This window comes from Parapedobacter luteus (assembly GCF_900168055.1).
Classification (GTDB): domain Bacteria; phylum Bacteroidota; class Bacteroidia; order Sphingobacteriales; family Sphingobacteriaceae; genus Parapedobacter; species Parapedobacter luteus.
Window position 1 is genome coordinate 79,856 of record NZ_FUYS01000010.1, and the last position, 26,136, is coordinate 105,991.

The following is a 26,136-nucleotide window of genomic DNA, read 5'->3' on the forward strand; positions in this document are numbered from 1 at the left end:
GTGTTTCCGTAAATGGACGGGTAATTCATTTTTTTATTCGTATGTTTGTTTAGTCCTGTCACGTAATAACATTTTTATATCATGTCAAACGTAGGAATGATCATCGAGGAGCGGCCAGCAGATATTGGCAACTTCATGGTGGGAAGATTACTGCCTTTCCGGGGCAAGCGCATGGTTGGTCCTTACATTTTCATTGATCACATGGGGCCGGCTAAACTGAGTGACACGCAAAACGTGGATGTACCACCTCATCCGCATATCGGCCTGTCTACACTTACTTACCTCTTTGAAGGAAGTATGATGCACCGCGATAGCTTGGGTACAGCGATGGAGATACAACCCGGGGCGGTCAATTGGATGACAGCCGGACGTGGAGTGGTGCACTCCGAGCGGACTCCTGAATACCTTCGCCATTCTGACAAAAGCCTGCATGGCTTGCAGATCTGGGTGGCTATGCCCAAAGAGCTCGAAAATTCGGAACCTTCCTTTCATCATGTGGAAGCCAAGGATATCCCCTATTGGGAAGAGGGCCATGTCACGTTTAGGCTCATTGCTGGCGAAGCTTTCGGCCGTCGTTCGCCGGTACCTGTACACAGTAGGCAGTTTTTTCTGGAAATACACAGCACCGCCGACCAGCAGCTGGATATTGGCCGCGAGTTGTTTGGTGAATCGGGCCTGTACATCCTTAAAGGCAGCATAGAGAGTGATGGGCATATTTACTCCCCGAGGCAGATTTTGGTGGCCAAAGAGGCTACGCTGTGTACATTTACTATCCATGCGGATACCAGTATTTATATTTTTGGCGGGGATCCTTTTCCGGAGGAACGTCATATTTATTGGAATTTCGTGTCGACCAAGCGTGAGACGATAGAAGCGGCAAAGCAGCGTTGGCTCGAACAGCGGTTCGATCCAGTGCCGGGAGAAACCGAATTTGTGCCACTTCCCGAGCAGGCTCAGCGCCCACGCCAGACCGGGCCTACCGAATAAGTGCGGACATGCGCAAAAATTCATACCTTTGTCCAAAATCCCTTTGGATGAAAAAGTCAGTTGTTTTTTTTGCCCTGGCAGCCGGTATACTGCTGGCTTTTGGAGGTTGCATGCGCAATGACGATGAGCCCGCATTACCCACAACCCCGATATCACGGTTGTACGTTTCATTTGAAACCTATCAGCAAAGTGAGTCGGAAGATCCCATAGACAACGTTGTTGTTATTGATCCCGCGGATGCTACGCCCATGGCCATTACACTAAATTACAATTCGGGTGCACTTGGCGGAGGAGCTATTCATTTCAGTCCCAACGCGGGCCGTGTGTTTCAGACTGGGTATGCTGATACCATCATCCGGGTGATGAGTGTAAGTAATTTGGGGATACTGGGAAGTTCAGGGAATTTTGGGCATCACGAGCTGCGTGCAATGCGGGGTGTCGCCTATCACCAACCCCGTGAGATGTTATATGTTGCGAACAATATGACCCCAACCGCCATTTACGGATTTTATCAACCGGCAAACAGAGCGGGTTTTACAAGGCCTAACCGCGTGTTCCAGCTTGGTGCAGCAATGCGCCCATGGGCAATACAGCTGTGGAACGACAGCCTTTTGGTAGCCAACTCAGGAACAAACGGCGGCGTGGCGCTGTACAGCAATCTCGGACAGGGCGACTCGCTAGAAGCCGACTTCCAGCCTGTTTCGACGGTCCGGATTGAGGGCGCTACCAGCATCCGGGGTATCGCGTTTGTCGATTCACTGGACGTGTTGGTAGCGGTAGACTATGGTACCGGCACACAATGGGAAGGCGAGCAAGTGCACGACGGGCGGATTTATGTCATCGAAGGAATAAAGGCTTATTTTGAGCAGGCATCTGCAACGGTGACACCGACGCGAACCATCAGCGGATCACTGACGGGGTTATCTGGCCCGATAGATGTTGCCATCGATCCGCGTTCGGGCGAGAGCCGCAGCATTTTTGTGGCCGATCAGAATCGGCGGACCATTTCCCGCTTTAAGCTGTCAGATAATGGGAATGTCGCGCCCGAAACGACGATCACATTCAGCTCGCCAAGCCGCACGCCCTTCAGCATCTTCCTGGACGCAAGGGGGATCCCGCAATAGCTTGTCAACGTAAGTTGCTAGCACACGAACTCACCGATGCTTATTCAAGTACTGCAAGCATACGGTTGATCTCTTCCGTTTTGGCCGCGTTGCCAGCTTGGGAGTAGGATGTGACCAAGTTGCGTAGTACGCGCATGATGATATCAAGGTTGCTGCAGGGCAGCACGAAATTATCGCTCGGACTGAGGTTAAGCTGTTTAAGGAAAGCGATCACGTCATGCCTTCCGAATATCTGGCCTCGATTAAAGGCATTGATGTAGAACAGGACACCGTGCTTGTTTTCTACCGGGGCGTGGTCTTCCGTGTACGCGAGGATAAAATGTTTCGGGAGGTTTACTCCATAAATCGGGATGTCGAGCTTTTGGGCGACAATGCTGTAAACACAGGCAAGGAGAATGGGGTTGCCCCTGCGGCTTTCCAGCACCTGGCCGATATAGGAATTTTGCGGATCATGGTAGTTGCTTGTATTACCAGAGAATCCGTAAGCATTGTAAATGATGTTATTGAGTAGGCGCACTTTCTCCACTGCGCTCATGCTGTAAATCATTTCCAACCAAGCGTCGCGTTTAATGGCTTCTATCTGGTTGATGATTTTCTGCTCGTCCATGTCGGGGTACTGGTATTTGTTGATAATAATCAGCCCCTGCAACAAATCAAAAGAACCGCTGACTTTCCAAAGTTCCAGTTCTTGCAGCACATCTTCAAACTGTATTTTATGAATAAGGTTTTCGATGCGAGTTTGCAGCACCACATCGAAAGATTGCTCCCACACGGATTCCAACCGGGTGATGACCTCCGGCCCCATCGTGATCAGTTTTTGTTCTACATGCCGGAATACCTCCGCATCCGGATCATCGAGCAGTTTGATCAGTGAATCTAACTCTTTCTCGTTCATTAATACAAAGTTAAAAAAACTATTTGATATCAGCTGCAACACGTGCCATTAGCCAGAACAGAACGACAAATTTAAGGTGTTGGACAATTCGCAAGCCGGCAGACGGATACTTGCTCCCGTTAGAGGCAGGTGGTCTGCATCCACCACTATACCGCGTACGGTCATCGGTTGCGCATGTGCGGCAGGCATCCTACCGACTGTTGCGATGAGGCACCACAGCAACATGCAAATGTTTTGGTAAGTAATTTTTTGATTCATGGTGAAAAAATTGATTGCTGCAAAAGACGGATCGCTAAACGAAGCGAGCGACCGAGCCAATTGGGACATACATCGTTGTGATGTGTTTTTGCTTTAATGTATTGATATACAATATTTTGCGTCGTGTTTTGTTTTTGTTAATAAATTTTAACTGATGTGTTAAGCGGTGATTGGTGGGGATGTTGTAATAAAAAAATGTTGAATAAGGGTAAAACAAACTTAAGTTGTCTGCATAAGTAAATGGAAGTAACTTTGGCCAAAACAGAAACATTGATACATCCCCGTCATGAGCGTGCCTTTGAAGAGGTATTTAAAGCAAACTTTAAAGCATTGCACGCTTACGCCTATACGGTGCTACAGGATGAAAGTGTAGCTGAAGAAATTGTACAGACCGTTTTCTTGAAGCTGTGGGAAAACCGGGAACGGCTAACAATCCACACGTCGCTAAGGGCTTATCTGTATAAATCCGTCTATCACGACAGCCTGAATCACTTGAAGCATAAAAAGGTTCAACGCAAATATATCGCGGAAGCAATGATGAGCTACAAACAAGAGGAATCCACAGTCGCGGCGGCAGATAAGGAGCTATATCTGCAATTGCATGAGGCACTCCGGCAGTTGCCTGAAAAATGCCGGACCGTGTTCCAGCTTAGTCGCTTTGAAGAACTGAAATATCAGGAGATCGCTGATAGATTAGGGATTTCGCAAAAGACCGTAGAAGCTCACATGGCAAAGGCGCTGCGACTATTGAGGCTCCGATTAGCCGATTTTCTGCCGTTGTTGATTATCGTATTACCTAATATATGATGCTATGGATGATGTATTGCTCACAAAATACGTGCTGAATGAAGCAAATGAGATGGAGGCTGCGAACGTGCGCAAATGGATTGCCGCTCATCCCGACAACGAAAAGTATTATTTGCAGTTCCGGTTCGTTTGGGAGGCCAGTCAGCGGCTCGCTCCTGAGCACCGTGTAGACGAAGAAGCCGCTTGGCAACGCTTTTTACAACGGCGTGAACGCGCCGGTGGTGCCTTGCAACGGTCGCGCCAGGGGGTATCTCGCCGTTTGGGCTGGTTGCGGATCGCTGCCGGTCTTATCTTGGTATCGATCGTGGCTTACTATTTCCTGTTGTCTGGAGAACGCCAATTGCTGGGTGCTGACTACAGCGCCACCGACGGGCCGAGCACCGATACATTGACCGACGGCTCTATCATCACATTGGATGTACAGGCATCATTGCGATTTTCAAACGGGCCATTTCAACGTCAGCGGCAGGTGAAACTGCATGGAGGCAATGTGTTTTTCAGAGTTGCCCCGGATGGGGATAGACCGTTTGTCATCCAATCCGGAGAAGTAACAGTAACGGTACTTGGCACAGCTTTCCATGTGAGGCGGAGTGGTGATGAGACAACCGTTGCCGTCGAAAGTGGAAAAGTGAAGGTGGATGGACTCGGCCGTGTGGTAGAACTTACAGCCCGTCAGCAGGTAACCATCAATACGCTGACACGGCAGTTTGAACAGGACGTGAATAGTGGTTTAATACTGGATCACACACCGCTTTGGCGAATTGCCGAATTATTGGAGGAGACCCATGGAGTAACTATTGTGATAGCCCGTGATCAACTGCGCGACTTGCCCATGACGACTACGCTACGTGATGGAACGTTGGATGAGCGGTTGAATATTATTGCCGAAACATTGGGAGTGACCGTCGCACAACAGGGCGACACGATTGTATTCAAATAGCTGTTTCTGTCCCGGCATAATGATAAATTACCCGAACCACCAACCCCTTCTGAAACTACTTTCAATTGGTTGGGCCATCGCCATAGCGTCGGTGTGCCAAGCTCAAAGCTACCTCACACGGGATATCTCCATCAAAGGAGGGCCTAATCAACGAATCGGAGATCTGTTGTCGGCGGTAAGTCAAGATCAGGGGTTTTACTTTTCCTATAATAGTAACGCTATCGCCGCCGATAGCCTGGTCAATGTACCGAACTATCGTGGTCCACTGATTAATTTTCTTGGACGTATGCTCGGCCGCAGCTACGAATTTAGGGAGACGCCCGGCTATGTCATTATTCGTTACGCACCGGGTACGATGAAATTGGCCTTTCGCGTAGAGAAAGAAAGGGGCAGGCCATTGGTCATCGAGGGGCAAGTCAGCGATGCCAGCAATGGCATGGGGGTGCCCTTCGCCAGCATCTATGATCGCCAAGCGCTGGTATCTACGTTGTCTGGGCCCACGGGAGATTTTAAATTGAGTATCAAACGGCCGGGAGAGACTATATGGCTTACGGTGAGCAAGGAAAAGTACCGCGATACCACATTGGCTTTGCTGCCGCCCGTTCAAGTCGGGTCAAAACACAAAGGACGACGGTATTGGTTGTTCTTGGGTGACGGAAGCGGAGGCGGTTTGGAAGGCTCGGCATTCGGGCGGTTTTTCACCAGTTCGAAACAGCGTATCCAGCGTATCAATTTAGGGGGATTTTTCGCGTATAGTTCCTATCAAGTTTCATTGACTCCGGGGTTAAGCTCACAAGGACTGTTCAATAGCCAAGTGGTCAATCAAGTGTCGCTGAATGTCCTTGGTGGTCATACCGCCGGCGTAAATGGTGTTGAAATAGCGGGAGGCTTTAACATCAACCAGCAGCGTACACGCTATTTTCAGGCCGCTGGCTTGTTTAACCTCGTAGGTAATGACATGGAGGGTGTACAGCTGGCTGGAATTTCTAATATCGTTATGCAGAAGGCCTCCGGTTTGCAGTTGGCTGGCGTGAGCAGCCACGCCAGCATGACAAAAGGAGTGCAATTATCGGGCGTTTTCAACGTGGCGGAAGATGTAGACGGCATGCAAATAGCTGGGGTAGTGAACACCGGTGGAAACGTAAAGGGCGTCCAGCTTGCCTTGGTCAATGTGGCTGACAGTAGTGACTACCCCATCGGAATGATTAACTTGGTCAAAAATGGTGAAAAAAGCGTTACGGCCGCAGTGGACGAATCCAGCATGGCGCAGCTGGCCTTCCGCTCGGGTGGGCGGATATTATATGGTTTGTTGGGGATAGGATATTACCTGAGTGATAGTCCCATGAGGTATGCGCTCGAAGCGGGAGTGGGGGCGACCGCGTTGCGGACAGGCGCTTTCATACTGCAGGCGGAAGTGGTCAGCAGGGCCAGTACGGATTTCAAAGCGGATATCGAACAACGGCTGTCTTTACGTCTGCTTCCCCGAGTCAGCTTCAACCAACATTGGGGCTTTATAGCGGGCCCTACCATCACATATACCTATCGTGATAAGGAAAATGGCTCTTTAAATCCCATAAGTGGATGGAAATGGTACCACAATAAAGACGCTGGCCGGGCGTTACACATCGGGATGATGGGTGGGGTATCTTACCGGTGGTAGCTTATTGTAATTCCGTCTGTTTCTGCATAAGGGTAAACGTGATTGAGCTTGTCTTTACTTAAATGCCAAATCGTTTACAATACTTATTAATATGCAAAGCATGAAAGTAACACGATGGGGAGCCGCCGAGTTCCTGGTGAGAGCGGCGTATATTGTTGCCCTGTTTCCCTTTATCTTGCTTAGCCGCCTGCCCCATTGGCTACTTTTGGCCACCGTTGGCCGCTGCTGTTATTTCTTTACATACTCGATAATCCGCTATCGCTACCAGGTGGTGCTCCAAAACCTGTCTCGCGCATTCCCGGAGAAACCTTACGCAGCGATCGATGCACTGGCAAAGGATTTCTATTGGCATTTCGCGTGTCTTATGGTAGAGATTATCCAATCGGTTTCCATCAGTAAACAGCAATTGGCTGGCCGGATACACGTCGCCAATGCCGATTTATTGAAACACTACCATAGCCAAGCAAAGCCCATGATTGCCATACTGGGACATTATGGCAACTGGGAAAGCCTTCATATTCTCCCTACTAAACTGTCCTTGCCTGTAAATGCCTTGTATAAACCGTTATCAAATAGGCTACTATGCCGTATGGTAAGGCATATCCGATCGCGATTTGGGATGCAGCTCATACCAGCGGAGAAGGCTGCGCGGTTATTGATGAAGGCAGAAGGCGAAGCTGCGTTGAGCCTGTTTATCGCCGATCAATTTCCGGGATGGCACAAGGGGCATCCCATGGAGTTGCTGCATCAGCCAACGACCTTGTTTGCAGGTGCGGAAAAACTGGCGAAGGCCATTGATGCGGTCGTTTTTTACGCGGAGCTCCAGCGAGATGGTAGCAACGGGTGGAACGTGCATTTCTCGTTAATCACAGACCAGGCCAGGGAAACCATGGACGGTCAGATTACCCGGTGCTTCGGCGAACGCCTGCAAGAAACTATCCGTAGGGCGCCCGCATATTGGCTTTGGTCACACAAGCGATGGAAGTGAAAACCGATTTCTGTTATCTTTGCCGCGGTGTACGTTCGCTTTTATATCGATTACCTCATTCATTTGCTGTCTGCCAAGTCCAGGCACGGCACGCATTCGCCTTTTGTATACAGGTTGGTGGATGAAGTCTTTTATGCCAGGCCGCAGGCTGACGAACCACCTGACAAAATCAAGCGATTGACCGTTCGGCTTATTGATCGATTTAAACCCAAGCGGGTATATAGGGTGGGCGATAGGCTGCCGGATGAGCCGCTGGATTTTGTCATCGCCGAAGGCACTGATGCCGACCGGATAAGCTACCAACTACACAAGCTTTGGACTGCGCTTCATCCGGGGAGCGTAGCGGTACTCGAAGGAATCTATCGCAACGAGGGAATGAGGCGATTGTGGCTGTCCCTCAAAGCCAAGCCGGAAGTAACCGTGACGGTCGACTTATTCCATGTAGGATTGGTGTTCTTCCATCATGGGCAGGCCAAGGAAAATTTTAAGATCCGATATGCGTAGCTCCTTACATGAACCGAGTTTTTACAGCAGCTTAATCTCCAGTTAATATGACACGGATAACTTGGCACCGTCTACAGTGTACCAAGTGGACGAGGAGAAGAATATGCAAACCAGGCGCTATGCGGGTTGTTCGGACGAACAATTGATGGCTTATATACAGCGTGGGCATGAACAGGCTTTCGAGGTGCTGTATGATCGGTATTGGCACGAACTTTACCGGTTTGCATGGAACGTGTTACGGTCTGAAGCCGATGCGAAAGATGCGGTGCAGGAGGTCTTCGTCAGTTTTTGGATGCGGCGCGATCAAATCGAAATCACGACAACACTTGCGGCTTACCTGCATAAAGCTGTCCACTATAAAGTACTAAACAGCGCTTCCCGGCTTTTGGAAGGCAGCCGGACGCATCTACCGCTTTCTTATGAGATGGCTAATGCTTTTGCGATGCAAATCGATCCGATTGCTTTAAAGGAGCTGGAAGACACCCTAAGCCGTCAAATGGCGAAATTGCCTCCTGCTATCGAAAATGTACTTCGGATGAGCGTCGAAGAGCAACTAAGTACCGCAGAGATTGCCCGCCACTTGGGATTATCTGAGCAGACCATCAAAAATCAACTGACGGCGGCACGTAAACGTATGCGCATTTTATGCCGCGATATGGTCTTTTCAGTGCTTTTCTTTATGTTTTTTTAATGATTTCTTAATCGGGCCGGGTAGTACAGCACCCCCCTTTTTTGGATAGTATGGCAAAGATGAACATATGGAGCCATCACTATTCAAAGCACTCATTGATCGATACCGAAACGGAACGGCTACCTCGTTCGAAAAAGAGCTCGTTGAAGGCTGGTTGAAAGAACAAGAGCAAAGGCCACTGCCGCTTCATGAAGTAGACGAGCGACGGATAAAGACGGAGATGCTCTTCGCGATACGTAGACAATTGCGCTCAGCGCGCATGGGGAAATTGCGCAGGTTGGTCCGCGCGGGGGCTGCAGCGGTATTGATCGCCGGACTTGCGCTATTCGGGTGGTACCTGTGGCCGTCTCAAGAAACGCTCCCTACGTTACGGATCACACAGACCGGTGCTGGCGAGCGCAAGCAAATCGTGCTGCCTGACCATTCGGTCATCTGGCTTAATGCAAACTCACGCGTGGAATATCCGGAAAATTTTAGCTCGGGCGAACGCACCGTGCACTTGGTACAGGGAGAAGCTTTTTTCGAAGTGACGCCCGACACATCCAAGCCTTTTACCGTCAGGACTGATTGGTTTGATACGCGGGTGCTCGGTACATCTTTCAATGTGCAGGTACATCCAGAGACGGCTGAAGTGGGGGTTGCTGTGGAAACCGGTAAGGTAGAGGTCAGACCTACGGATACGGCTAGCGCGCAGCAGGTCTTTAGGCTGACGCGTGGACAAGGTGTGTTATACAACAAGGAAGCCAAAGCCATGAGCTATACAACGGGTTCGGAAACGCCGGGAATATGGCGTTCAGGTGGGCTCAGCTTCGCACAGCGTTCGCTGAAAGACGTGGTGCGCGCCTTGGAAGATAAATATGCCACGACCATTGTGCTTGAGGTAGATGAACGCCGGGATTACCGCTTCACCGCTACCATTACGCCACAGACCTCATTAGATGAGGTGTTGTCTTCCGTCTGTCTGGTCAATAAACTTATCCGGGTAGATCAAGACGGGTTGATCGTGTTGCGCGAGCGAGCGTTTTAATCAGGTTTTTTTATGACATAATAATACATTGTATGGAATCAAATCGACAGTACTTAACAAAACGGGCGTTGATGTACGGAGCTTTTCTATCGCTATGCTGGGGCCCCGTAACTGCTCAGCAATACGCGCATGCCAGCCATGCGCCGGTACAGCACACACGAGTCTCATTGGAGCAGGCATTGAAAGCGGTTGCTTCGCGCATCAATAAGAAATTGGTGTATGACACTAGGCAGCTGGCGGGTAAGCAGGCACATACAGTAAGCGCCGGATTGCCTGCAGACCGGTTGTTGGAAGAGATCTTGACCAACACGGGGCTTACTTATCGGGTTGAAGGGGATTTGCTGGTGATTTTTCCGGGAGATGTGACCGACGGCGCGAGCAGCAACCGCAGCATCCGCCAGCAGCTGACCGTGCGCGGGCACGTCAAATCGGCGGATGGTGAGCCATTGGTCGGTGTTTCGGTCAGTATCAAAGGTACGACCACCACGGTGTCAACGGGAATCAGCGGCCAATATAGCATCACAGCTCCGGAAGATGCTACCCTGGTGTTTGCGCTTATCGGATTCGTAAAGCAGGAGCAAGCGGTCGCGGGCCGTACGCAGGTGGATGTCCTGTTGGAGGAAGACAACCAAGCATTGTCCGAAGTGGTTGTAACTGCACTGGGTATCAAACGCGAAGAGAAGGCGCTTGGTTATGGCGTATCGGTTGTGAAAGGCGAAGATCTGACGGATGCCATTTCAAACAACTGGTCGGACGCATTGAAAGGTAAAGTGGCCGGCCTCAACCTCACCCAGACAGGTTCCGGACCATTAAACTCTACCCGCATCAACCTGCGGGGCGACCGTTCGTTGGACATCAATGGCAATGAGGCGCTGGTTGTAATAGATGGTATCCCCATGATCAATGGCAAAATCAGTTCTGGCGTAGATCAGGCCTATGGAGCTGGCGCAAGTGGGGTAGACAAAGATATTCCTATCGACTTTGGCAACGGGCTTTCCGATATCAACCCGGATGATATTGAATCCGTGACCGTGCTGAAAGGAGCCGCTGCATCGGCTCTTTATGGCAGCCGTGCTGCCAATGGGGCATTAATTATTACCACCAAAAGCGGCCGTAGGCGTGAGGGAGGTATCGGCATTACTGTCAATTCCAATACCAGTATTCAGGATGTGCTACGTTGGCCGGACTGGCAGTATGAATACGGACAGGGCAATAACAACCGCAATGCAAACGGCGATCTCTATTACTCCTACCACCTTTCCGAAGACGGCGCCAATACGGGGTCAACTTCCAGCGCATTTGGTCCGAGATTCGACGGTCAATATTATTTCCAATATGATCCGGAAATAGAAGGGCAGTCCGTGGACCGACGGCTATGGCGACCATACACAGACAATATCAAAGGTTTTTGGCGCACAGGACTGAACTTTACCAATAGCGTTGCACTGGATGGGGCCACTGATCGGTTTTCGGCGCGTGCATCACTGACCCATACCAAAAATGAATGGATTATGCCCAATACCGGATTCGAGCGTATCGTGGCATCCCTGAACAGCAGTGCACACCTTTCAAAAAATCTTCAGGTCAATGCCAAGATGAGCTATACGGCAAAAAGCAGTGATAACCTGCCCGGTACCGGGTATAACAACCAGTCGATCGGCTATTTCATGATATTCCAGAATCCAAATGTCGACTTGGAGTGGTATCGTCCGATTTGGAAACAGGGCAAAGAGCAGTTGGAGCAAATTCATCCGTTTAGCTCCTATATCGAAAATCCTTACCTCATTGCCTATGAGATGACTAATGGCCTGAAGAGCAATACCGTGGAGGGCAATTTGCAGGGCATTTATACCTTCGACGACCGGTGGAGCCTCATGGTGCGTTCGGGCTTGAATATGCGACAGGATAAAAGGGACAACCGTAGACCGTATAACACGGCTAATTTTCCGCAGGGGTACTACAAGGAGCAAGATGTGTACTTCTTTGAGTCGAACACGGATATGTTGCTCACCTACCAGAACAAACTTACACCCGCCATTGACCTGCGTGCTTCTTTAGGTGCGAACGCAATGCGGTACGAGTCAAAAACGAACAATGCGATAGCGCGGGGGCTGCTGCTGCCCGGCATCTACAAATTGTCGAACGCCTTGGAGCAAGCACTGGCAGATAATGATTTGCAGCGGCGCCGTACCAACAGCGTCTATGGATTCGTCAACTTTTCATACCGTGATTTGGTGTTCTTGGATATAACCGGAAGAAACGACTGGTCATCCACGTTGCCCGATGGCAATAACTCATATTTTTATCCTTCGGTAAGCAGCAGCTATATCCTTAGCGATATTTTCTCCCTGCCGGATGCTTTCACCTTTGCAAAGGCACGCCTTTCATGGGCCATGGTGGGCAATGACACTTACCCGTATCGTACGGCCAAATACTACAGCAAGACAGATTTCCCTGGCTCTGCGGAAGCACCATCGGTGCTTCATAATGCTGACCTAAAGCCCGAAATATCCCGCTCATGGGAAGCTGGCGTCAATGTAGCACTGTTTAACAATCGCATCAATACGGATGTAAATGTGTATACCATCACCACTGAAAATCAAGTGCTTTCCGTGCCTTTGGATATTACCACGGGTTATAGCAGTGCGTTCATCAATGCCGGTGAAATCCGTAATCGCGGCATTGAGGTAATGTTGAGCGGAAGTCCTGTGAAAAACGACAACTTTTCGTGGACGGCCACGGCGACTTGGTCTACCAATAACAACAGGATTCTGTCATTAAGCGAGGATGTGGAAGGCGAGGAGCAAATTATCGCTACGAGCGGTACAGCTACCTTGCTGGCCACCGTAGGCGGTAGCATCGGCGACATATGGGGATTTGGGCTGGTGCGCAATCCTGAGGGGCAAGTGGTGTTTAATGGTGAAACAGGATTGGCCCTCCGGCCCAATGATATTAGTAAAATCGGTAACGCATATGCCGATTGGAGGGCAGGCTTGGTCAATGAGTTTCAATACAAAAACTGGCGATTCAGCGCAACCATCGACGGTCAATATGGTGGTTTACTGTATTCGCAGAGCCATCATAAGATGACCGAACAAGGCAAACTTCGCCATACGTTGCTGGGTCGTGAAACCATGACGGTCATCGGCGAAGGTGTGGTCTTGAACGACGACGGCAGCTATTCGCCCAATACAACGCCGGTGCCGATCCAGACGTGGTACGGTGATTACTACCGGCGGGCGAATATTGAGACGAATAGCTTTGACGCTTCATACCTGAAACTGCGGGAAGTCCGGTTGGAATACAACCTGCCGGTTTCAGTGGTGTCACGTTGGCGCCTCGCGGGTGCCAGCATTGCCGTGTATGGCCGTGATCTGGCGATGATTTCGGACTTTCCGATTTTTGACCCCGAGACGGCGAGTCTTAATGGCGCCACTATCGTGCCGGGGGTAGAAATGGGGCAATTGCCCACGCCAAGAACATGGGGCGTAAACCTGAGGTTTCAATTTTAATTAAGGGATTTTTTAACGCTTTTGATCATGAATATGTTAAATCGAAATACGATAACGGGGAGTTTAATAACCGTATTGTTGGCCACATCATGTACGCGGGATTTTGACGAAGTCAATACCGACCCCAATAAGATTGAAAAAGTGACGCCAGGTAGCATGCTCACACCGACAATTTATGGGATGAGTACTTATTTTACGGTACGGAGCTATGATTTTACATGGCAGCTGATGCAGGTAGGGTTGCCGCACCCCAGTTCGGGCAACGCGGCACACTGGTATTACCTGCAGGAAAATTCTGGCAACGGTACATGGAATACCTGCTACCGCCTGCTGCGCAACCTCCGCGAGATGGATGAAGCGGCTGATGAATACGACCAGCCCATCTTTAAAGCAGTTGCTGCAACCTTACGTGCCTATATCGTTGGGATACTGACCGATAGCTTTGGGGATGTCCCGTTTAGCGAGGCTATGCAAGCCGAAGAAGGAATTAACCGGCCCCGATTTGATACGCAAGAAGAAATCTACCACAGCCTCATCGAACAGCTGGAAGAGGCAAACCGCATCTATGCAGCCGGAGGGGATATGGTGGGCAACGATCTGCTTTACGGCGAGGAAGCAACGGCGGGCGATCAGGAGCGAAACTGGCGCAGGTTCAACAACTCATTGTTGATGCGGATGATATTGCGTATGTCTAAGCGCACCGAGCAGAACAGCTACCAGCGTTTGCAAGCGATGATTGACAACCCTGATGAGTATCCGGTGTTTACATCAAATGCAGAAGCTGCGCTGGTCAAAATATCAGGGTTGACCCCCTATGACTATGCGTGGGGCAGAAGGCAGGATTATGTCAATTTCGAAGCAATGGCTGAGTTTTTCGTGGATATGCTCAACGAGTTAGCGGATCCCCGCCGACCGTTGTTTATGACCCGTGCAAGGCGCTTAGAGAATGGCGAATATGTCGATTTGGGCTATCGCGGTATTCCCAGCGCCCACTCGGGGGATGCTTCGCAGTTTAATTATGATCCCAGCACACCTAACGGTGATTTGATGGTATACACCACATTGGGCACTGAAATCATCGAGGTGATGATGAGCTATGCCGAAGTGGAATTTATCAAAGCCGAGGTTGCGTTTTTCCGCGGCGATATGGCGGCGGCAGAAGCAGCGTACCGGCGCGGGGTGGAGGCAGCCATCACACAGTGGAAAGGTGGCGTAATGCCGGATGATTATTTTGAAAATGAAGCAGCACGGTTTGACGGCACGTTTGAGCGTATCATGAATCAAAAATACTTGGCATTATTTTTCAATGATTACCAGCAGTGGTTTGAATATCGCCGGACCGGATATCCCGAGCTGCCCAAGACGCCTCACATGCTGCATCAAGGGCAGATGCCTACGCGTTTTATGTATCATACCGATGTGCGCCGGTTCAACCGGGAAAACTACCAAGAGGCTGTACAGCGCATGGGGGCGGATGATTTCCATACTAAAGTATGGTGGGAGCGGTAATGGAAGGCAAAAAGTAATCACTGTCATCTTTTAATCTGCGGCGCAACATCTATAGGTTCTCGGGATCGTTCTATCTTGCAGCATCAAAAAAGGGATAATGAATAATTTACCTGTCTATAAAATGCAAGATTATGATTCCTAAAACGATGAAAGCTGCAGTGGTTCGTCAGTTTGGAGCTCCGCTGCAAATCGAAGAAGTAGATGTGAGGCCTCCAGGCCGCAACCAATTATTAGTGAAGGTGGTGGCCAGCGGTGTATGCCATACCGACCTGCACGCTGTAGAAGGCGATTGGCCTGTTAAACCCAAGATGCCTTTGATACCGGGCCATGAGGCGGTCGGCTACGTAGTCGCTGTAGGCGAAGGCGTAGCCGATATCAAGGAAGGGGATGCCGTAGGAGTACCCTGGCTATATAGTGCATGTGGGCATTGCGAGCATTGTATCACGGGCTGGGAAACGTTGTGTGAGTCGCAGCAAAACGGCGGTTATAGCGTCGATGGTGGTTTCGCTGAATATGTGCTGGCAGATGCCCGGTATGTGGGGCATCTGCCCAGCAATGTCAACTTCATCGAGATGGCACCCATCCTTTGCGCTGGGGTCACGGTCTATAAGGGATTGAAGGAAACGGAAACCAAACCTGGCGAATGGGTGGCTATATCGGGCATCGGCGGGCTGGGGCATGTGGCCGTTCAGTACGCGAAAGCAATGGGCATGCATGTCGCAGCAATAGATGTAGGCGATGACAAACTCGCGCTTGCGAAACGACTGGGCGCCGATTTGGTGGTCAATGCCCGACAGCAGGATCCGGGTGCTTATTTGCAACAGGAAGTGGGAGGAGTACATGGTGCGCTCATCACAGCGGTATCGCCCATCGCATTCCGGCAAGGATTAAGCACGCTGCGCCGTAAAGGCACTATTGCGTTGAACGGATTGCCACCGGGTAGCTTTGATCTTCCTATCTTCGAAACCGTCCTCAAGCGCATTACGGTGAGGGGATCAATCGTGGGTACTCGGAAGGATTTGCAGGAGGCTATCCAGTTCGCCAATGAAGGGAAAGTCAAGGCCAACGTAACGGCCGTAAAGCTGGAAAACATCAATGACGTGTTCGACAAAATGAAAGCAGGGGAGATCGAGGGTCGGATGGTGCTCGATATCGCGGGCGAATCAGCAGCGTAATCGCTTTTTTACCCATGAATATGTTCCTTCTTGCCGTATGATTTGATAAGCTCCCCTTCGAAAATGAGCCATTCTTTCCAACGCCGGTCTACATCAACATCGATGGTGTAACGGCGGGCGAAATTCAAGAAGGTTGTATAATGGCTGGCCTCGGATACCATCAGGTCATGGTAAAACTTGGCCAGCTCGTTATCTTTGATGTTTTGGGAGAGCACACGAAACCGCTCACAACTACGGGCTTCTATCATGGCAGCAAAGAGCAACCGGTCAATGAAGGCCGTATTGCGGCTGCCGTCCTTCTTGGTGAATTTCATCAGCTGGTTTACATAGTCGTCCTTGCGTTCGCGACCGAGTGTATAGCCGCGTTGCTTGATGATGTCAATGACAAGCTGGAAGTGCTGCATCTCTTCAATAGCGATGGCCGTCAACTCATGCACCAAATCCTGATGCTCCGAATTTTGCGTAATCAATGAAATGGCATTGGAGGCTGCCTTCTGTTCGCACCACGCGTGGTCCGTCAGGATTTCCTCCAGGTTGGTTTCTGCAATATTAGCCCAGCGCGGGTCGGTCAACAATCGAAGTCCAAGCATATGCTAATTGTGTTTAGGCAAACTTACACATATTTTCGAAAATGAATGGCAGCCATCCTTAGATAAGGGGCTGCCATTCATTTATTGTTGTTGACTGCTTATCGTGCCGCAATAGCGGTGCCTGAAGAAGGAAAGCTATTGGCGCGATCGATAGCCTTTGCAAAATGTTGCTCTGCTTCGCGCAATAGCGGTAGGGTTTCTTCATTGATCAGACTGGCATATTTTTTCTTGGCTTTTTCAAACTGCTTTTTCTCGTTGTTCAGCTCAGCCTTTAATTGTGCTTGCAGCTTGGCGATCTGCTTTTTTTCGTAGGCGTCCCGCTGAGCATGTTTTTCAGCGTATGTCACGTTGATTTCTTCAATGGCTTTCTTGCTTTCATTCACACGGACTCCATTGTCTATGTCTTGTTGGTATACGCCGATAAAAAAGTTTTTATCACGTTCTAATTCTGCGTGGTTGCCACGGCTTTCTTTGATACGTGCTTCCGCCAGTCCGTACTGTTCCCAGAGCACATCCACATTGCGCTGGTGGAAAGTAATGGCCTGTTTAAACGCGGCGACGCTTTTTTGATCGTTTACTAACTCCTTATCATTGGAGGCATCATAGGAGGTGTTAGTACTTGCAATGCCGTTGCTTGCTACTGCTGCGCAAATCATGGCGCTTAATACAATTGATTTCATAACTATACTGTTTTATGTTTTTACTTCTGTTTCTTTATTCTTTATCGATAAGACGACAGATGGCCAAAAACGTTGCACGGAAAACGGGCTGAATAGACAAACGGCACGTAATTGTCGACGAATGGATAGTGTATTAGACGAAAGGGGGATATTCGTAGACAAAGGATTCAACAAGGTAACGGGGCTGTAGCGAAAATTTTGTATATTCGTCTACAAGAAAAGATAGCTGATATGGAGAGAAAGGTGACGTTTTTGGTAGGTCTGGTAGCTGTGTTGATGGTATTCGCATGTGAAAAGCAGACCATCATGGGTAGTCCTGAAGCAGAAAGCTTACAGTTGGAAGCGTTGCGTCAGGAAATCGACTCGCTGGCAGCCCAATATCCTTGCGAGGATGTGACGGAATGGCGTTTTACCGCAATCGGTGAAAAGGCTTGCGGTGGCCCTGCGGGCTATATTGCTTATACAACCGAAATGGACACGGTCGCGTTTCTGGAAAAGGTAGCGACCTATACGGAGTTACAAAAGGCGTATAACAGTAAGTGGGATGTGGTCTCGGATTGCATGTTGCTGTTGCCGCCGAGCCGTATCGACTGCGAAGACGGCAAGCCAAAATTGGTGTGGGATGAATCGCTTGGCGATAGCTGATTTCAAGATATCTTTTCCCAAGCAATGGTTGGTTCGCTTTCCGTGAGGTATTCCCGTAGCAAGATATTTTCCGGTTTGGTTAGTTTGGGGTCATTTTCTAAAATGTGGATGACGCTGTTGCGTACTTCATTCAATAGTGCTTGATCGGTGGTGAGGTCCGCCAGTTTCAAATCCAATATTCCGCTTTGCTGCGTACCCGTAATGTCGCCGGGGCCGCGTAGCTGGAGGTCAACTTCGGCAATCTCAAACCCGTCATTGGTGCGTACCATGGTTTCCAGGCGAAGTCTGCTCTCTTTACTGAGCTTCTGGCCGGACATCAGGATGCAATAGGATTGCTCGGCACCGCGCCCTACACGCCCCCGTAGTTGATGCAATTGTGATAGTCCGAAGCGCTCAGCATTTTCAATGATCATCACGGATGCATTTGGGACATCCACGCCTACCTCGATCACCGTTGTTGCAACCATGATTTGGGTTTCACCTTTGATAAATCGTTGCATCTCGAATTCTTTATCCTTTACCGGCATTTTGCCATGCACAATGCTGATGCGGTATTGGGGTAGTGGAAATTCTTTCATGAGGGTTTCCAGCCCCGCTTCGAGGTACAGTAAATCCATTTTTTCGCTTTCCTTGATGAGTGGATAGACGATATAGACCTGTCTTCCCTTTGCAATCTCGTCTTTCATGAGACCAAACATGCGCAAGCGGCTGCTTTCATAAAGATGCAAGGTTTTGATGGGCTTGCGCCCTGCAGGCAGCTCGTCGATGACCGATAGGTCCAGATCACCGTACAAGGTCATGGCTAAAGTACGGGGGATAGGGGTAGCTGTCATCACAAGCATATGGGGAGGGGTATGGTTTTTACGCCAGAGCTTGGCCCGTTGCTCCACACCGAAACGATGCTGTTCGTCAATTACAACAAACCCCAGATTTTTGAAACGCACGGAATCTTCAATCAGGGCATGGGTGCCCACAAGGATATCCAGTGAGCCATCCTCCAATTGCGCGTGGATAGTCTTACGGTCTTTTTTAGCAACCGAACCGGTAAGCAGTTGTACGGAAGCAACGCTATCGCCCAATAGTTTTTTGATACTGTTGTAGTGTTGCTGGGCAAGTATCTCGGTTGGGGCCATTAGACATGCCTGGAAACCGTTGTCTACCGCCAGCAGCATGCTCATCAATGCAACCACTGTTTTGCCGCTGCCTACGTCGCCCTGCACGAGGCGGTTGAGCTGTGCGCCTGAAGCAGTATCCTTCCGAATTTCCTTGATTACGCGTTTTTGAGCATTGGTAAGCGAAAAGGGGAGATGTTTGCTGTAAAACGTGTTAAAGCGGCGGCCCACTACGTCGAACCGGTGTCCCCTGAATTTTTGGGTATTGAGCAGCTTATTTTTTAGGAGCTTCAATTGAATGAAAAACAGTTCGTCAAACTTGAGCCGACGGGTGGCTTGGGCGAGTGCCTGTCGATCACGGGGGAAATGGATGGCCACCAGTGCGTTGGGCAACGGCATAAGTCGATGTTTTTGCAGTACATAATCGGGCAATACTTCTTGCAGGTGGTGGGCAATGCTCTCCAATAACGCCGCTTGTAGCTTTTGGATACCCCGGCTGTCAAGCATAAATTTTTTGAGCTTCTCGGTCGAACTGTAGACCGGCTGTAAGCTCATATTGCCAGCCTGCTTGGCACCCGGATGGTAAAGTTCCATTTCCGGATGGGTTATGGATAGCTGGTTGTTGAATACGTTTGGTTTCCCATAAATGATATAGGCTGCACCGACTTTGAGTGATTTTTTGAGCCAGCCAATGCTTTGAAACCAGACCAATTCCATGGCGCCGGTATCATCCTTAAAGTGCCCGATTAGGCGTTTTCCCCGGCGTTCGCCCACTTCTTCAAGATGGATCAAGCGACCGATAACCTGTGCCGCCGGCATATCGGGCTGCAGTTGCTGGATTTTGTGGAACTGTGTGCGATCGATGTAGCGGAAAGGGTAATGCTGTAGCAATTCACCAAATGTATGGATACCCAATTCGCTTTTAAGTACTTCGGCGCGGTTGGGGCCGACGCCTTTTAAGTATTCGATGGGAGTTATGGTGCTGAATGATGCCACAACGGTCTTAAGTTTTCAACGGTTTTTATGCGAATTTATGAAAAACCTTTCGAAGTGCACCCCAATTAAATAAGAATACCGCCATCAACAGCACACAGTAAGCCAATAATTGATGCGTATTGATATGTTCATGAAAATAGACGACGGCCACGACAAACGCAATAATCGGATTGATGTAGATCATAATACCTACCGTAGATGAGGATAGGCCGTTAAGCGCATACATGCTCATGTACAGCGGAATAATGGTAAATATGATGGCAATGATGATAATATTCAACCAAAATTTTGGATCAAGCGGCACAGGATGTTGCTGCCAAAGCAACAGCGGCACGATAAGCAAGCTGCATATCGTCAGTTGGGCCGCCAAAACGTTCAATTTGTCTACCTGTTGGATGATCCGTTGGGCAACCAAGTACAAGGCATAAAAGGAAGCGATACCAACAGACCACGAAACTTCATAAAAAGAACCCCGAGCCAACATCGCAACACTGATAAAGGCGATACCGATACTCACTTTTTTAATCGTAGACAGGCCCTCCTTGAGAATGAGGAATCCGGCTAAGGTGGTGATCAAAGGGCATACCAGGTAGGCAAAGGCCGCCGATTGGATACTCACGTGATTGACCGCATAGATAAACGCAAACCAGTTGCCCATGATGAGTAACGAAGCGATAAACATGAGCCATCCCAGTTGTTTCCGCTTTGCCGGCGATAGCTGTCTGATATGCTTGACGTCTGCTCGTAGCTGACGTCTTCGGAACGCGAAGATGAATAGCCAAATAAAGAACACCGAAACAAAAATGCGGTAATACAGGATATCGCCCGCTGGCCATGCTTTGATAGCACGCAAGGGAATGGACATGAAGCCCCAGAGCGCGGCAGCAAAAAATGCCGCCGAAAAATACTTTATACGGCCTTGCATCTACTCTTTATAGGCAATTACGGAAATTTCTACATTGACATTTTTGGGTAATCCTGCTACGGCCACCGTTTCGCGTGCCGGGGCCTCCTCGGTAAAATATTCCCCATAAACACTATTAACTGCGGCAAAATCATCCATGTCGCGGAGGAAGATGGTGGTTTTTACAACATCGGCGAAGCTATAGCCCGCCGCATTGAGCACCGCATTGATGTTTTTGAGCACCTGATGTGCTTCATCGGACACCGTACCTTGGACCAACAATCCCGTATCGGGCGAAAGGGCAATTTGACCAGAGACATACAGGGTGTTGCCGGCCTTAACGGCTTGATTGTAGGGGCCAATAGGTGCCGGTGCTTGCGTGGTGTTGATTATTTCCTTGTGCATAGACATAGCTGTATAAGATATATGAGATGAATTTTTTGGCTCATCTTCAACGAAAAAAAAAATGCGATATAATTTTGTATAGAATAGCCAGCAAAAACAGGATGATGGCTGTTGCATTTATCGCATGCATGACCCGGAGATTGAAGCTATCGGGCCGATTTGGATCTTTTTTTCTGAAAAAATACATGGTGCTACGAAGTTACGGCAGCGGGAGGAAAAAAACAACCACTTTGGAAGCGCCAAAGTGGTTGTTTTTCCTTGATAGCAGTCAGCGCTTATTTTACTCTTCGGAGGGCCTTTTCCGCACGTTTGTTGGCCGTGCTGATTTTGTAATTAAACCAGCGATCTTTAAAAATTTTCCGCATGGTATTGTCAAAGTTACGGGTGATGACCAGGTTGCGGAATCCACGCCACCTATCATATACTTTTGACGGTAGTGCCCTTACGCTAATGGAATAGCCTTCCGTGACGTATTGGATGTAATGCCACCATCCGGAAGGCATAAATAATGTTTCGCCGGGATGTATCTCGGCTTCGTACCCGTTCAAAAACCTCAATGCCGGGAATTTTTCGTAATTGGGGGTTTTGAGGTTAGCGATGCTGTGAAAGTTATAGGGCAGTTTGTACATCAGATCGGATTGCTCCAACGGGAATAGCCAAATTTTCTTAATACCCTTGTACTGGGTAAGGAAAACATGGGACATGTCAATGTCAAAGTGATTGCGTGTGCTGGAACCTTCGCCACCAAAAAAAAGATAAGGCAGCCATTTTAACACTTTCCCTCCCGTCACATCGTTGTAAATCAGATCGTGGTTGAGCTCGGGTTTCAACTTCATCAGGTTGAACAGAAAAATACGCAAATCGGTTGGCTCCCGTTCAATCAAATCCAAATATTCACCAAACTTCATCTTCGCGACTGGCGCGCTGGCGGCCCGGTCGTTGGAAGCATCTTCCCGCCCATGAAGGGAAATCTGGGCATCTCCGGCTATTTCCTTGAAATAGTCATAACTCCACTTTGTCCAAGCGGGGCTATCTTTACTGACAAAGTCGTCCAAAATGACAGGAACGCCTTTGTTCATGTAGTTTTTGATAAAGTCAGCCGAGCTTATCCCGGAGATTTTTTCTACTTTTTTTAGTTGCACGACTTAATATCTGTTTGAAAGCTTACTGTTAAACGCTTGAATGCAAACTTAGAAAATCTTCATATGCTCCAATATGGTGTACACCAATTTTACATTCGCATTATAAAAGATTAATAACGATTTACGTGCCAAAAATAAAAAAAGCCCGTGCCGTGTGACGAAGATCACTTTTCTGTCATGCCAACAATCAATAAGACCACAAGTCTTGTTCAAAATCAACGAGGCTCTTTTTGATGCGTTCGGCCTCATACAAGCGTTCTAGGCCGTTGTCAATGTAGTCGCGGATACGCAAATCCTCCGGATTGGATTGTTTGACAATATAACTTGCAAACAGTCGTTTGATGAACACATCGTCGTAACTTAATCCGGTTGCGTCATTATGGCGCGATGTCACTTCTTTATTGATAAAAATGTGTCTGGCTTCCGGGAAATAAATCCAAAAAGCGGGATAAGCATCGGCCGTTATCGAAGGGCTTGCTGCTGCGCTACCCATACCCGGAATATCCTCAGGCGCCCCTGCACCGAAATCGCCGGTGGCTCCCCCCGTTATTTCATCAACTTTTGGCGTGATTAGCGGAGCAATCCCGATGATCCGGGGCTCGAATACGGAACGTTGTTTGTCGAAAATCCAATCCTCCTTGATGCGGAAGCGAACGATATCGTCCGGATTAAATGATGCCGCCTCGAAGTGGGAGGCAATTACGTTGCCATTTTCATCGAACTCTTCAACCAACGTGCTGTCCGAACCGAATCTGCCCAATACTTGATCAGGAGCAAGGCGGGTCTTGAAACTGTCACCAGTGGGGTCGTCCTCCGTAGGCGTAGGATCATAAGCCGTCAGCTCGCCCGCCAGTACGGCTTCCATAATCACATCGATAAGCCTGGATTTAGGAGAGGCATAGAGGCTATTCATCTTTTCACGCACATCGAATTCACGCCATATCCGTTTCACATAAGCTACGTCCGTGGGGCGTATGATGGGATAGGGTATAACCTCCCTGCCCAAAATGTCCGATTTGACGTAATAGCCGTCTACCGGTGGTTCTTCAGCTGGGATGGGGGTAGTACTGTTGGAAAGATTACCCTGTTGTGCTGATGCCGTAACGGCAACGAACATTGAGACCAAAAAACCATACACTTTCATTATCACAACCTCCTTGAATCGCTAAGTTAATTAATTCTGAACGAAATTGGATCTAATTCTTGCTGTATACCGTCAGGTCCTACCGCAATGATGTTGTAAAAAAACACAAAAGAACCCGGCGAAACCGAACTCAATGCATTCTGCATTGGCCCGGAAAATGTTCCGTCGGTGCCTTGGTATGGACCCATTGGATCGACCCGTGGTTTTTGTATCAACATGGAAAACCGCGAAATATTGAATTTGGCATCAAACTCAAAGTCATCAAGCGCGGCAAAAATTCGGTTTTGCCCTTTGATTTGGGCGGCGGCCACCGCCCCACCTGACCGACCGGCTACACGAGCTTGTGGTTTGGGTATGCGCTTTACACGGAAATTTGTCGAACCAAGGGATTGTGTTTGATCACCTATCCTCGCCGATACATTGATGCTTGCCGTACCAGGCTGAGTCACGCGGGCGACGTATTTACCGCCTGAACCGGATACGCTGACCCCTTCTCCGCTCACCGCTAAGCTCTCTTTGGGAATTCCCGGAGCCGAGACAGATATCGGGTTGTCAACGCCAATGTATAGCACATTCATGGCATCCGGCGACACGACGGCCGACGGGCGAGCCACTTGGTATGTTTGCGGCTCCGTGACGTATTCCTTCACGGTACCATCGGTCTGCTTCACGCGGATGGTGCCCGTCCAATTGAAGACACCCTCACTGGAGGTGTTGACCGAATATGTGGCTTGACCGTCAGTGACCGGCAGCGCATTGTTCCCTACAAATATTTCAGGATTGGATTTCGAGTCATAAGCAGTCAAGAACACCTTGGCTGTATAGGGCTGCCCCTGAATGATGTAAGATGATGGCGCCACCGCTACGGCTGCAAACCTGTCTAAGTTTACCACGGCCATGTCCATCTCACCAAAGATATGTTTTACAACTGCCGCTTCCGCATTTTTAACATCGGCTTTGATTTTTTCCAAAGCGGTGATAGCCGCCGTCAGCGGGATACCATCGCCAAAATTTGCCTGTTCCCACGATTTTTGAATGCCGCCGCGTGAAGGTGGATCCTGGGCATCCAATGAAAATGTCACCTCATTGTTGGACAATGCAAGTAGCTGTTCGCGGGTCTCATTGATAAGGTTACGTAGCTTTTCTGCACGTTTTTCCTTTTGTTTGATCATAATTCGGGGGCTGATGCTTAGGTTGTCGCGCTTTCTGACATCTCCCGTTGCTTCATTTTGTCCGCCCCCTTCCAACTCGAGTAGTGTTTTTAAGGAATCGATATAATTGGACAAGTTATTGGCCAATTGGGTAGCTTGTTCTGCTTTGTTTAAGATGGGTTGTGCCCGATCCGGCTCATCTTTCAATTTAGTGGCCCTAAAGGCGTTAAACATATTGTCTATACCTTCCTGTGTGTTTTTGGTGGAAGTACCCAAGCTTATTTCAAGGTTTTTGAAGGCATCGAGCACAGAATCACTTACGTTCAACGCCACCAATCCCAATAGGACAAGGTATAAAATGCCCATCATTCGTTGCCTGGGGGTCTGTTTTCCTGCTGCCATGTTGTAATTTACTGTTTACGGTTTGTGGGTTGTTGCTATTTACCTAATAAATTACACGCGTGGTTGATTCATGGCGGCCAGCATATTGCCGTAAATGGCATTTAGCGAGGCGAGGCTCTTATTCAAATGGCTCACCTGCTCTTTGAGCTGTTGCGCATCGGTAGCCGATTCGCCGAAGTTTTTCAGTGTTTGTGCAATGCTGTCATAATGTTGGGTGATGCTCTTCAGCTTACTGCCTGACTCTTTGAGCTCAAGCTCGTACACCGCGTTAAGTTGTTGCAGATTGGTTGCAAGCTTATTTACCTGTTCTTGATAAGTCTTGGCATCGGTGCTGGCGCTGCCGATATTTGCCAAATCACTGGAAGCCTTTTCAAAAGCGACGTTCAGTTTATCAAAGCTATTGGTTGCGCCTTTTATTTTTTCAGTAAACTGGCTGGTTGCCAGCGATGCATCGGATACATTGGAGATGGCAGCCACCTTTTCGCCGAATGTACGCAGACCATCGCCAAGGTTTCCGATTAAATCGGGGCTTATTCGGGCATCTTGTAACATCTTGTCAAGTGCTGCGGTAGTGCCTACATTTGACACGGGTGATGCGGCAACGGAAGCTTTAGGTAGTTCGCCTTTATAATCTTCGGCCAGTTCCGGGTACACCCGTGTCCAGTCCACATCTTTCTCTTCCGTTTGAAACCCTAACAGAAAAAATAACACGGCTTCGGTGCCAAGCCCCAACACAATTAACCAGTCCCCCGCCGGCCAATGCTGTAGTTTTGCCATGAGTCCGATAATGACCACGGTCGCTCCCCAGGATACGATGTTATTAATACCTACTTTAAATTTACGTTTTTCTGCCATGGTAGTACTGAAATAAAAATAAGTTGTTTGAAA

Annotated in this window: 25 protein-coding genes; 13 read left to right on the forward strand and 12 right to left on the reverse strand. The window is 49.0% G+C overall.

Translation table 11 applies throughout. The features are described from left to right. Nucleotides 1-81 precede the first annotated feature (81 nt). Together B5X72_RS16630 and B5X72_RS16635 are read left to right on the forward strand one after the other, a co-directional pair. Nucleotides 82-987: a pirin family protein gene (locus B5X72_RS16630; RefSeq protein WP_079718047.1), complete on the forward strand. Its 906-nt coding sequence runs from the start codon at nt 82-84 to the stop codon at nt 985-987. Between the two features lie 47 nt (nt 988-1,034). After that, the gene (locus B5X72_RS16635; RefSeq protein WP_079718048.1) at nt 1,035-2,111 is read left to right on the forward strand and encodes a PQQ-dependent sugar dehydrogenase family protein; all 1,077 of its coding nucleotides are present in this window, start codon (nt 1,035-1,037) and stop codon (nt 2,109-2,111) included. 40 nt (nt 2,112-2,151) lie between these two features. Here B5X72_RS16635 and B5X72_RS16640 read toward each other — a convergent pair whose 3' ends face one another. Beyond that, a complete protein-coding gene (locus B5X72_RS16640; protein WP_079718049.1) occupies nt 2,152-3,006 on the reverse strand; it encodes a transglutaminase-like domain-containing protein in 855 nt (284 codons plus the stop codon). 48 nt (nt 3,007-3,054) lie between these two features. After that, the gene (locus B5X72_RS20845) at nt 3,055-3,264 is read right to left on the reverse strand and encodes a hypothetical protein (RefSeq protein ID WP_079718050.1); all 210 of its coding nucleotides are present in this window, start codon (nt 3,262-3,264) and stop codon (nt 3,055-3,057) included. A gap of 240 nt (nt 3,265-3,504) precedes the next feature. Between B5X72_RS20845 and B5X72_RS16650 the strand changes: the two genes are divergently transcribed. From B5X72_RS16650 to adhP, 10 genes are all read left to right on the forward strand, one after another. Beyond that, nucleotides 3,505-4,071, forward strand: a complete 567-nt coding sequence (locus B5X72_RS16650; RefSeq protein ID WP_079718051.1) for an RNA polymerase sigma-70 factor — start codon at nt 3,505-3,507, stop codon at nt 4,069-4,071. A gap of 4 nt (nt 4,072-4,075) precedes the next feature. Further along, the gene (locus B5X72_RS16655; RefSeq protein WP_079718052.1) at nt 4,076-5,011 is read left to right on the forward strand and encodes a FecR family protein; all 936 of its coding nucleotides are present in this window, start codon (nt 4,076-4,078) and stop codon (nt 5,009-5,011) included. A gap of 19 nt (nt 5,012-5,030) precedes the next feature. After that, on the forward strand, nt 5,031-6,671 hold the full coding sequence (locus B5X72_RS16660) for a carboxypeptidase-like regulatory domain-containing protein (protein ID WP_079718053.1): 1,641 nt from the start codon (nt 5,031-5,033) through the stop codon (nt 6,669-6,671). Between the two features lie 100 nt (nt 6,672-6,771). Then, entirely contained in the window at nt 6,772-7,659 is an 888-nt protein-coding gene (locus tag B5X72_RS16665) for a lysophospholipid acyltransferase family protein (RefSeq protein ID WP_176146252.1), read from the forward strand. Nucleotides 7,660-7,686: 27 nt separating this feature from the next. Beyond that, nucleotides 7,687-8,163 carry a hypothetical protein gene (locus B5X72_RS21065; RefSeq protein ID WP_079718055.1) on the forward strand — a complete coding sequence of 159 codons (477 nt, stop codon included), beginning with the start codon at nt 7,687-7,689 and terminating at the stop codon, nt 8,161-8,163. A gap of 61 nt (nt 8,164-8,224) precedes the next feature. After that, nucleotides 8,225-8,854 (forward strand): RNA polymerase sigma factor, encoded by a 630-nt coding sequence (locus B5X72_RS16675; RefSeq protein ID WP_139378745.1) that lies wholly within the window; start codon nt 8,225-8,227, stop codon nt 8,852-8,854. A gap of 67 nt (nt 8,855-8,921) precedes the next feature. Next, nucleotides 8,922-9,881, forward strand: a complete 960-nt coding sequence (locus tag B5X72_RS16680; protein WP_079718057.1) for a FecR family protein — start codon at nt 8,922-8,924, stop codon at nt 9,879-9,881. Between the two features lie 32 nt (nt 9,882-9,913). Continuing rightward, nucleotides 9,914-13,393 carry a SusC/RagA family TonB-linked outer membrane protein gene (locus B5X72_RS16685; RefSeq protein WP_245826971.1) on the forward strand — a complete coding sequence of 1,160 codons (3,480 nt, stop codon included), beginning with the start codon at nt 9,914-9,916 and terminating at the stop codon, nt 13,391-13,393. Nucleotides 13,394-13,420: 27 nt separating this feature from the next. Further along, nucleotides 13,421-14,902, forward strand: coding sequence for a SusD/RagB family nutrient-binding outer membrane lipoprotein (locus B5X72_RS16690; protein ID WP_079718058.1), 1,482 nt, complete (start codon nt 13,421-13,423; stop codon nt 14,900-14,902). A gap of 131 nt (nt 14,903-15,033) precedes the next feature. After that, nucleotides 15,034-16,077, forward strand: coding sequence for an alcohol dehydrogenase AdhP (gene adhP / locus B5X72_RS16695; protein ID WP_079718059.1), 1,044 nt, complete (start codon nt 15,034-15,036; stop codon nt 16,075-16,077). Nucleotides 16,078-16,085: 8 nt separating this feature from the next. On the opposite strand, the gene miaE is transcribed toward adhP, so the two are convergent. Continuing rightward, nucleotides 16,086-16,667 carry a MiaE family protein gene (gene miaE, locus B5X72_RS16700; RefSeq protein WP_079718060.1) on the reverse strand — a complete coding sequence of 194 codons (582 nt, stop codon included), beginning with the start codon at nt 16,665-16,667 and terminating at the stop codon, nt 16,086-16,088. Nucleotides 16,668-16,765: 98 nt separating this feature from the next. Then, nucleotides 16,766-17,347 carry a hypothetical protein gene (locus B5X72_RS16705; RefSeq protein WP_139378746.1) on the reverse strand — a complete coding sequence of 194 codons (582 nt, stop codon included), beginning with the start codon at nt 17,345-17,347 and terminating at the stop codon, nt 16,766-16,768. 231 nt (nt 17,348-17,578) lie between these two features. Here B5X72_RS16705 and B5X72_RS16715 point away from each other — a divergent pair, with 231 nt between their 5' ends. Continuing rightward, a complete protein-coding gene (locus B5X72_RS16715) occupies nt 17,579-17,992 on the forward strand; it encodes a hypothetical protein (RefSeq protein ID WP_079718063.1) in 414 nt (137 codons plus the stop codon). Between the two features lie 2 nt (nt 17,993-17,994). On the opposite strand, the gene recG is transcribed toward B5X72_RS16715, so the two are convergent. From recG to porL, 8 genes are all read right to left on the reverse strand, one after another. Further along, the gene (recG, locus tag B5X72_RS16720; RefSeq protein ID WP_079718064.1) at nt 17,995-20,100 is read right to left on the reverse strand and encodes an ATP-dependent DNA helicase RecG; all 2,106 of its coding nucleotides are present in this window, start codon (nt 20,098-20,100) and stop codon (nt 17,995-17,997) included. Between the two features lie 25 nt (nt 20,101-20,125). After that, nucleotides 20,126-21,025: an EamA family transporter gene (locus B5X72_RS16725; protein ID WP_079718065.1), complete on the reverse strand. Its 900-nt coding sequence runs from the start codon at nt 21,023-21,025 to the stop codon at nt 20,126-20,128. Continuing rightward, nucleotides 21,026-21,409, reverse strand: coding sequence for a RidA family protein (locus B5X72_RS16730; protein WP_079718066.1), 384 nt, complete (start codon nt 21,407-21,409; stop codon nt 21,026-21,028). 46 nt (nt 21,410-21,455) lie between these two features. Then, on the reverse strand, nt 21,456-21,596 hold the full coding sequence (locus B5X72_RS21155; RefSeq protein WP_317043121.1) for a DUF6728 family protein: 141 nt from the start codon (nt 21,594-21,596) through the stop codon (nt 21,456-21,458). 88 nt (nt 21,597-21,684) lie between these two features. Continuing rightward, nucleotides 21,685-22,551, reverse strand: a complete 867-nt coding sequence (locus B5X72_RS16735; RefSeq protein WP_079718067.1) for a cupin-like domain-containing protein — start codon at nt 22,549-22,551, stop codon at nt 21,685-21,687. Between the two features lie 187 nt (nt 22,552-22,738). Beyond that, a complete protein-coding gene (locus B5X72_RS16740) occupies nt 22,739-23,668 on the reverse strand; it encodes a gliding motility protein GldN (RefSeq protein WP_233632681.1) in 930 nt (309 codons plus the stop codon). 53 nt (nt 23,669-23,721) lie between these two features. Continuing rightward, nucleotides 23,722-25,248, reverse strand: a complete 1,527-nt coding sequence (gene porM, locus B5X72_RS16745; protein WP_079718069.1) for a type IX secretion system motor protein PorM/GldM — start codon at nt 25,246-25,248, stop codon at nt 23,722-23,724. A gap of 51 nt (nt 25,249-25,299) precedes the next feature. Then, nucleotides 25,300-26,103 carry a type IX secretion system motor protein PorL/GldL gene (gene porL, locus B5X72_RS16750; RefSeq protein ID WP_079718070.1) on the reverse strand — a complete coding sequence of 268 codons (804 nt, stop codon included), beginning with the start codon at nt 26,101-26,103 and terminating at the stop codon, nt 25,300-25,302. Nucleotides 26,104-26,136: the final 33 nt, after the last annotated feature.

Excerpts from the sequence above, each read along its gene's own strand:
- B5X72_RS16740 (WP_233632681.1), bottom strand. The coding sequence starts at position 23,668 with ATGTTCGTTGCCGTTACGGCATCAGCACAACAGGGTAATCTTTCCAAC.
- adhP (WP_079718059.1), top strand. The coding sequence starts at position 15,034 with ATGATTCCTAAAACGATGAAAGCTGCAGTGGTTCGTCAGTTTGGAGCT.
- porL (WP_079718070.1), bottom strand. The coding sequence starts at position 26,103 with ATGGCAGAAAAACGTAAATTTAAAGTAGGTATTAATAACATCGTATCC.
- B5X72_RS16660 (WP_079718053.1), top strand. The coding sequence starts at position 5,031 with ATGATAAATTACCCGAACCACCAACCCCTTCTGAAACTACTTTCAATT.
- B5X72_RS16725 (WP_079718065.1), bottom strand. The coding sequence starts at position 21,025 with ATGCAAGGCCGTATAAAGTATTTTTCGGCGGCATTTTTTGCTGCCGCG.
- B5X72_RS16690 (WP_079718058.1), top strand. The coding sequence starts at position 13,421 with ATGAATATGTTAAATCGAAATACGATAACGGGGAGTTTAATAACCGTA.
- B5X72_RS16730 (WP_079718066.1), bottom strand. The coding sequence starts at position 21,409 with ATGCACAAGGAAATAATCAACACCACGCAAGCACCGGCACCTATTGGC.
- B5X72_RS16655 (WP_079718052.1), top strand. The coding sequence starts at position 4,076 with ATGGATGATGTATTGCTCACAAAATACGTGCTGAATGAAGCAAATGAG.
- B5X72_RS16715 (WP_079718063.1), top strand. The coding sequence starts at position 17,579 with ATGGAGAGAAAGGTGACGTTTTTGGTAGGTCTGGTAGCTGTGTTGATG.
- B5X72_RS16680 (WP_079718057.1), top strand. The coding sequence starts at position 8,922 with ATGGAGCCATCACTATTCAAAGCACTCATTGATCGATACCGAAACGGA.
- B5X72_RS16635 (WP_079718048.1), top strand. The coding sequence starts at position 1,035 with ATGAAAAAGTCAGTTGTTTTTTTTGCCCTGGCAGCCGGTATACTGCTG.
- B5X72_RS16665 (WP_176146252.1), top strand. The coding sequence starts at position 6,772 with ATGAAAGTAACACGATGGGGAGCCGCCGAGTTCCTGGTGAGAGCGGCG.
- miaE (WP_079718060.1), bottom strand. The coding sequence starts at position 16,667 with ATGCTTGGACTTCGATTGTTGACCGACCCGCGCTGGGCTAATATTGCA.
- B5X72_RS20845 (WP_079718050.1), bottom strand. The coding sequence starts at position 3,264 with ATGAATCAAAAAATTACTTACCAAAACATTTGCATGTTGCTGTGGTGC.
- B5X72_RS16640 (WP_079718049.1), bottom strand. The coding sequence starts at position 3,006 with ATGAACGAGAAAGAGTTAGATTCACTGATCAAACTGCTCGATGATCCG.
- B5X72_RS16705 (WP_139378746.1), bottom strand. The coding sequence starts at position 17,347 with ATGAAATCAATTGTATTAAGCGCCATGATTTGCGCAGCAGTAGCAAGC.
- B5X72_RS21155 (WP_317043121.1), bottom strand. The coding sequence starts at position 21,596 with ATGTATTTTTTCAGAAAAAAAGATCCAAATCGGCCCGATAGCTTCAAT.
- B5X72_RS16685 (WP_245826971.1), top strand. The coding sequence starts at position 9,914 with ATGGAATCAAATCGACAGTACTTAACAAAACGGGCGTTGATGTACGGA.
- B5X72_RS16650 (WP_079718051.1), top strand. The coding sequence starts at position 3,505 with ATGGAAGTAACTTTGGCCAAAACAGAAACATTGATACATCCCCGTCAT.
- B5X72_RS16630 (WP_079718047.1), top strand. The coding sequence starts at position 82 with ATGTCAAACGTAGGAATGATCATCGAGGAGCGGCCAGCAGATATTGGC.
- porM (WP_079718069.1), bottom strand. The coding sequence starts at position 25,248 with ATGGCAGCAGGAAAACAGACCCCCAGGCAACGAATGATGGGCATTTTA.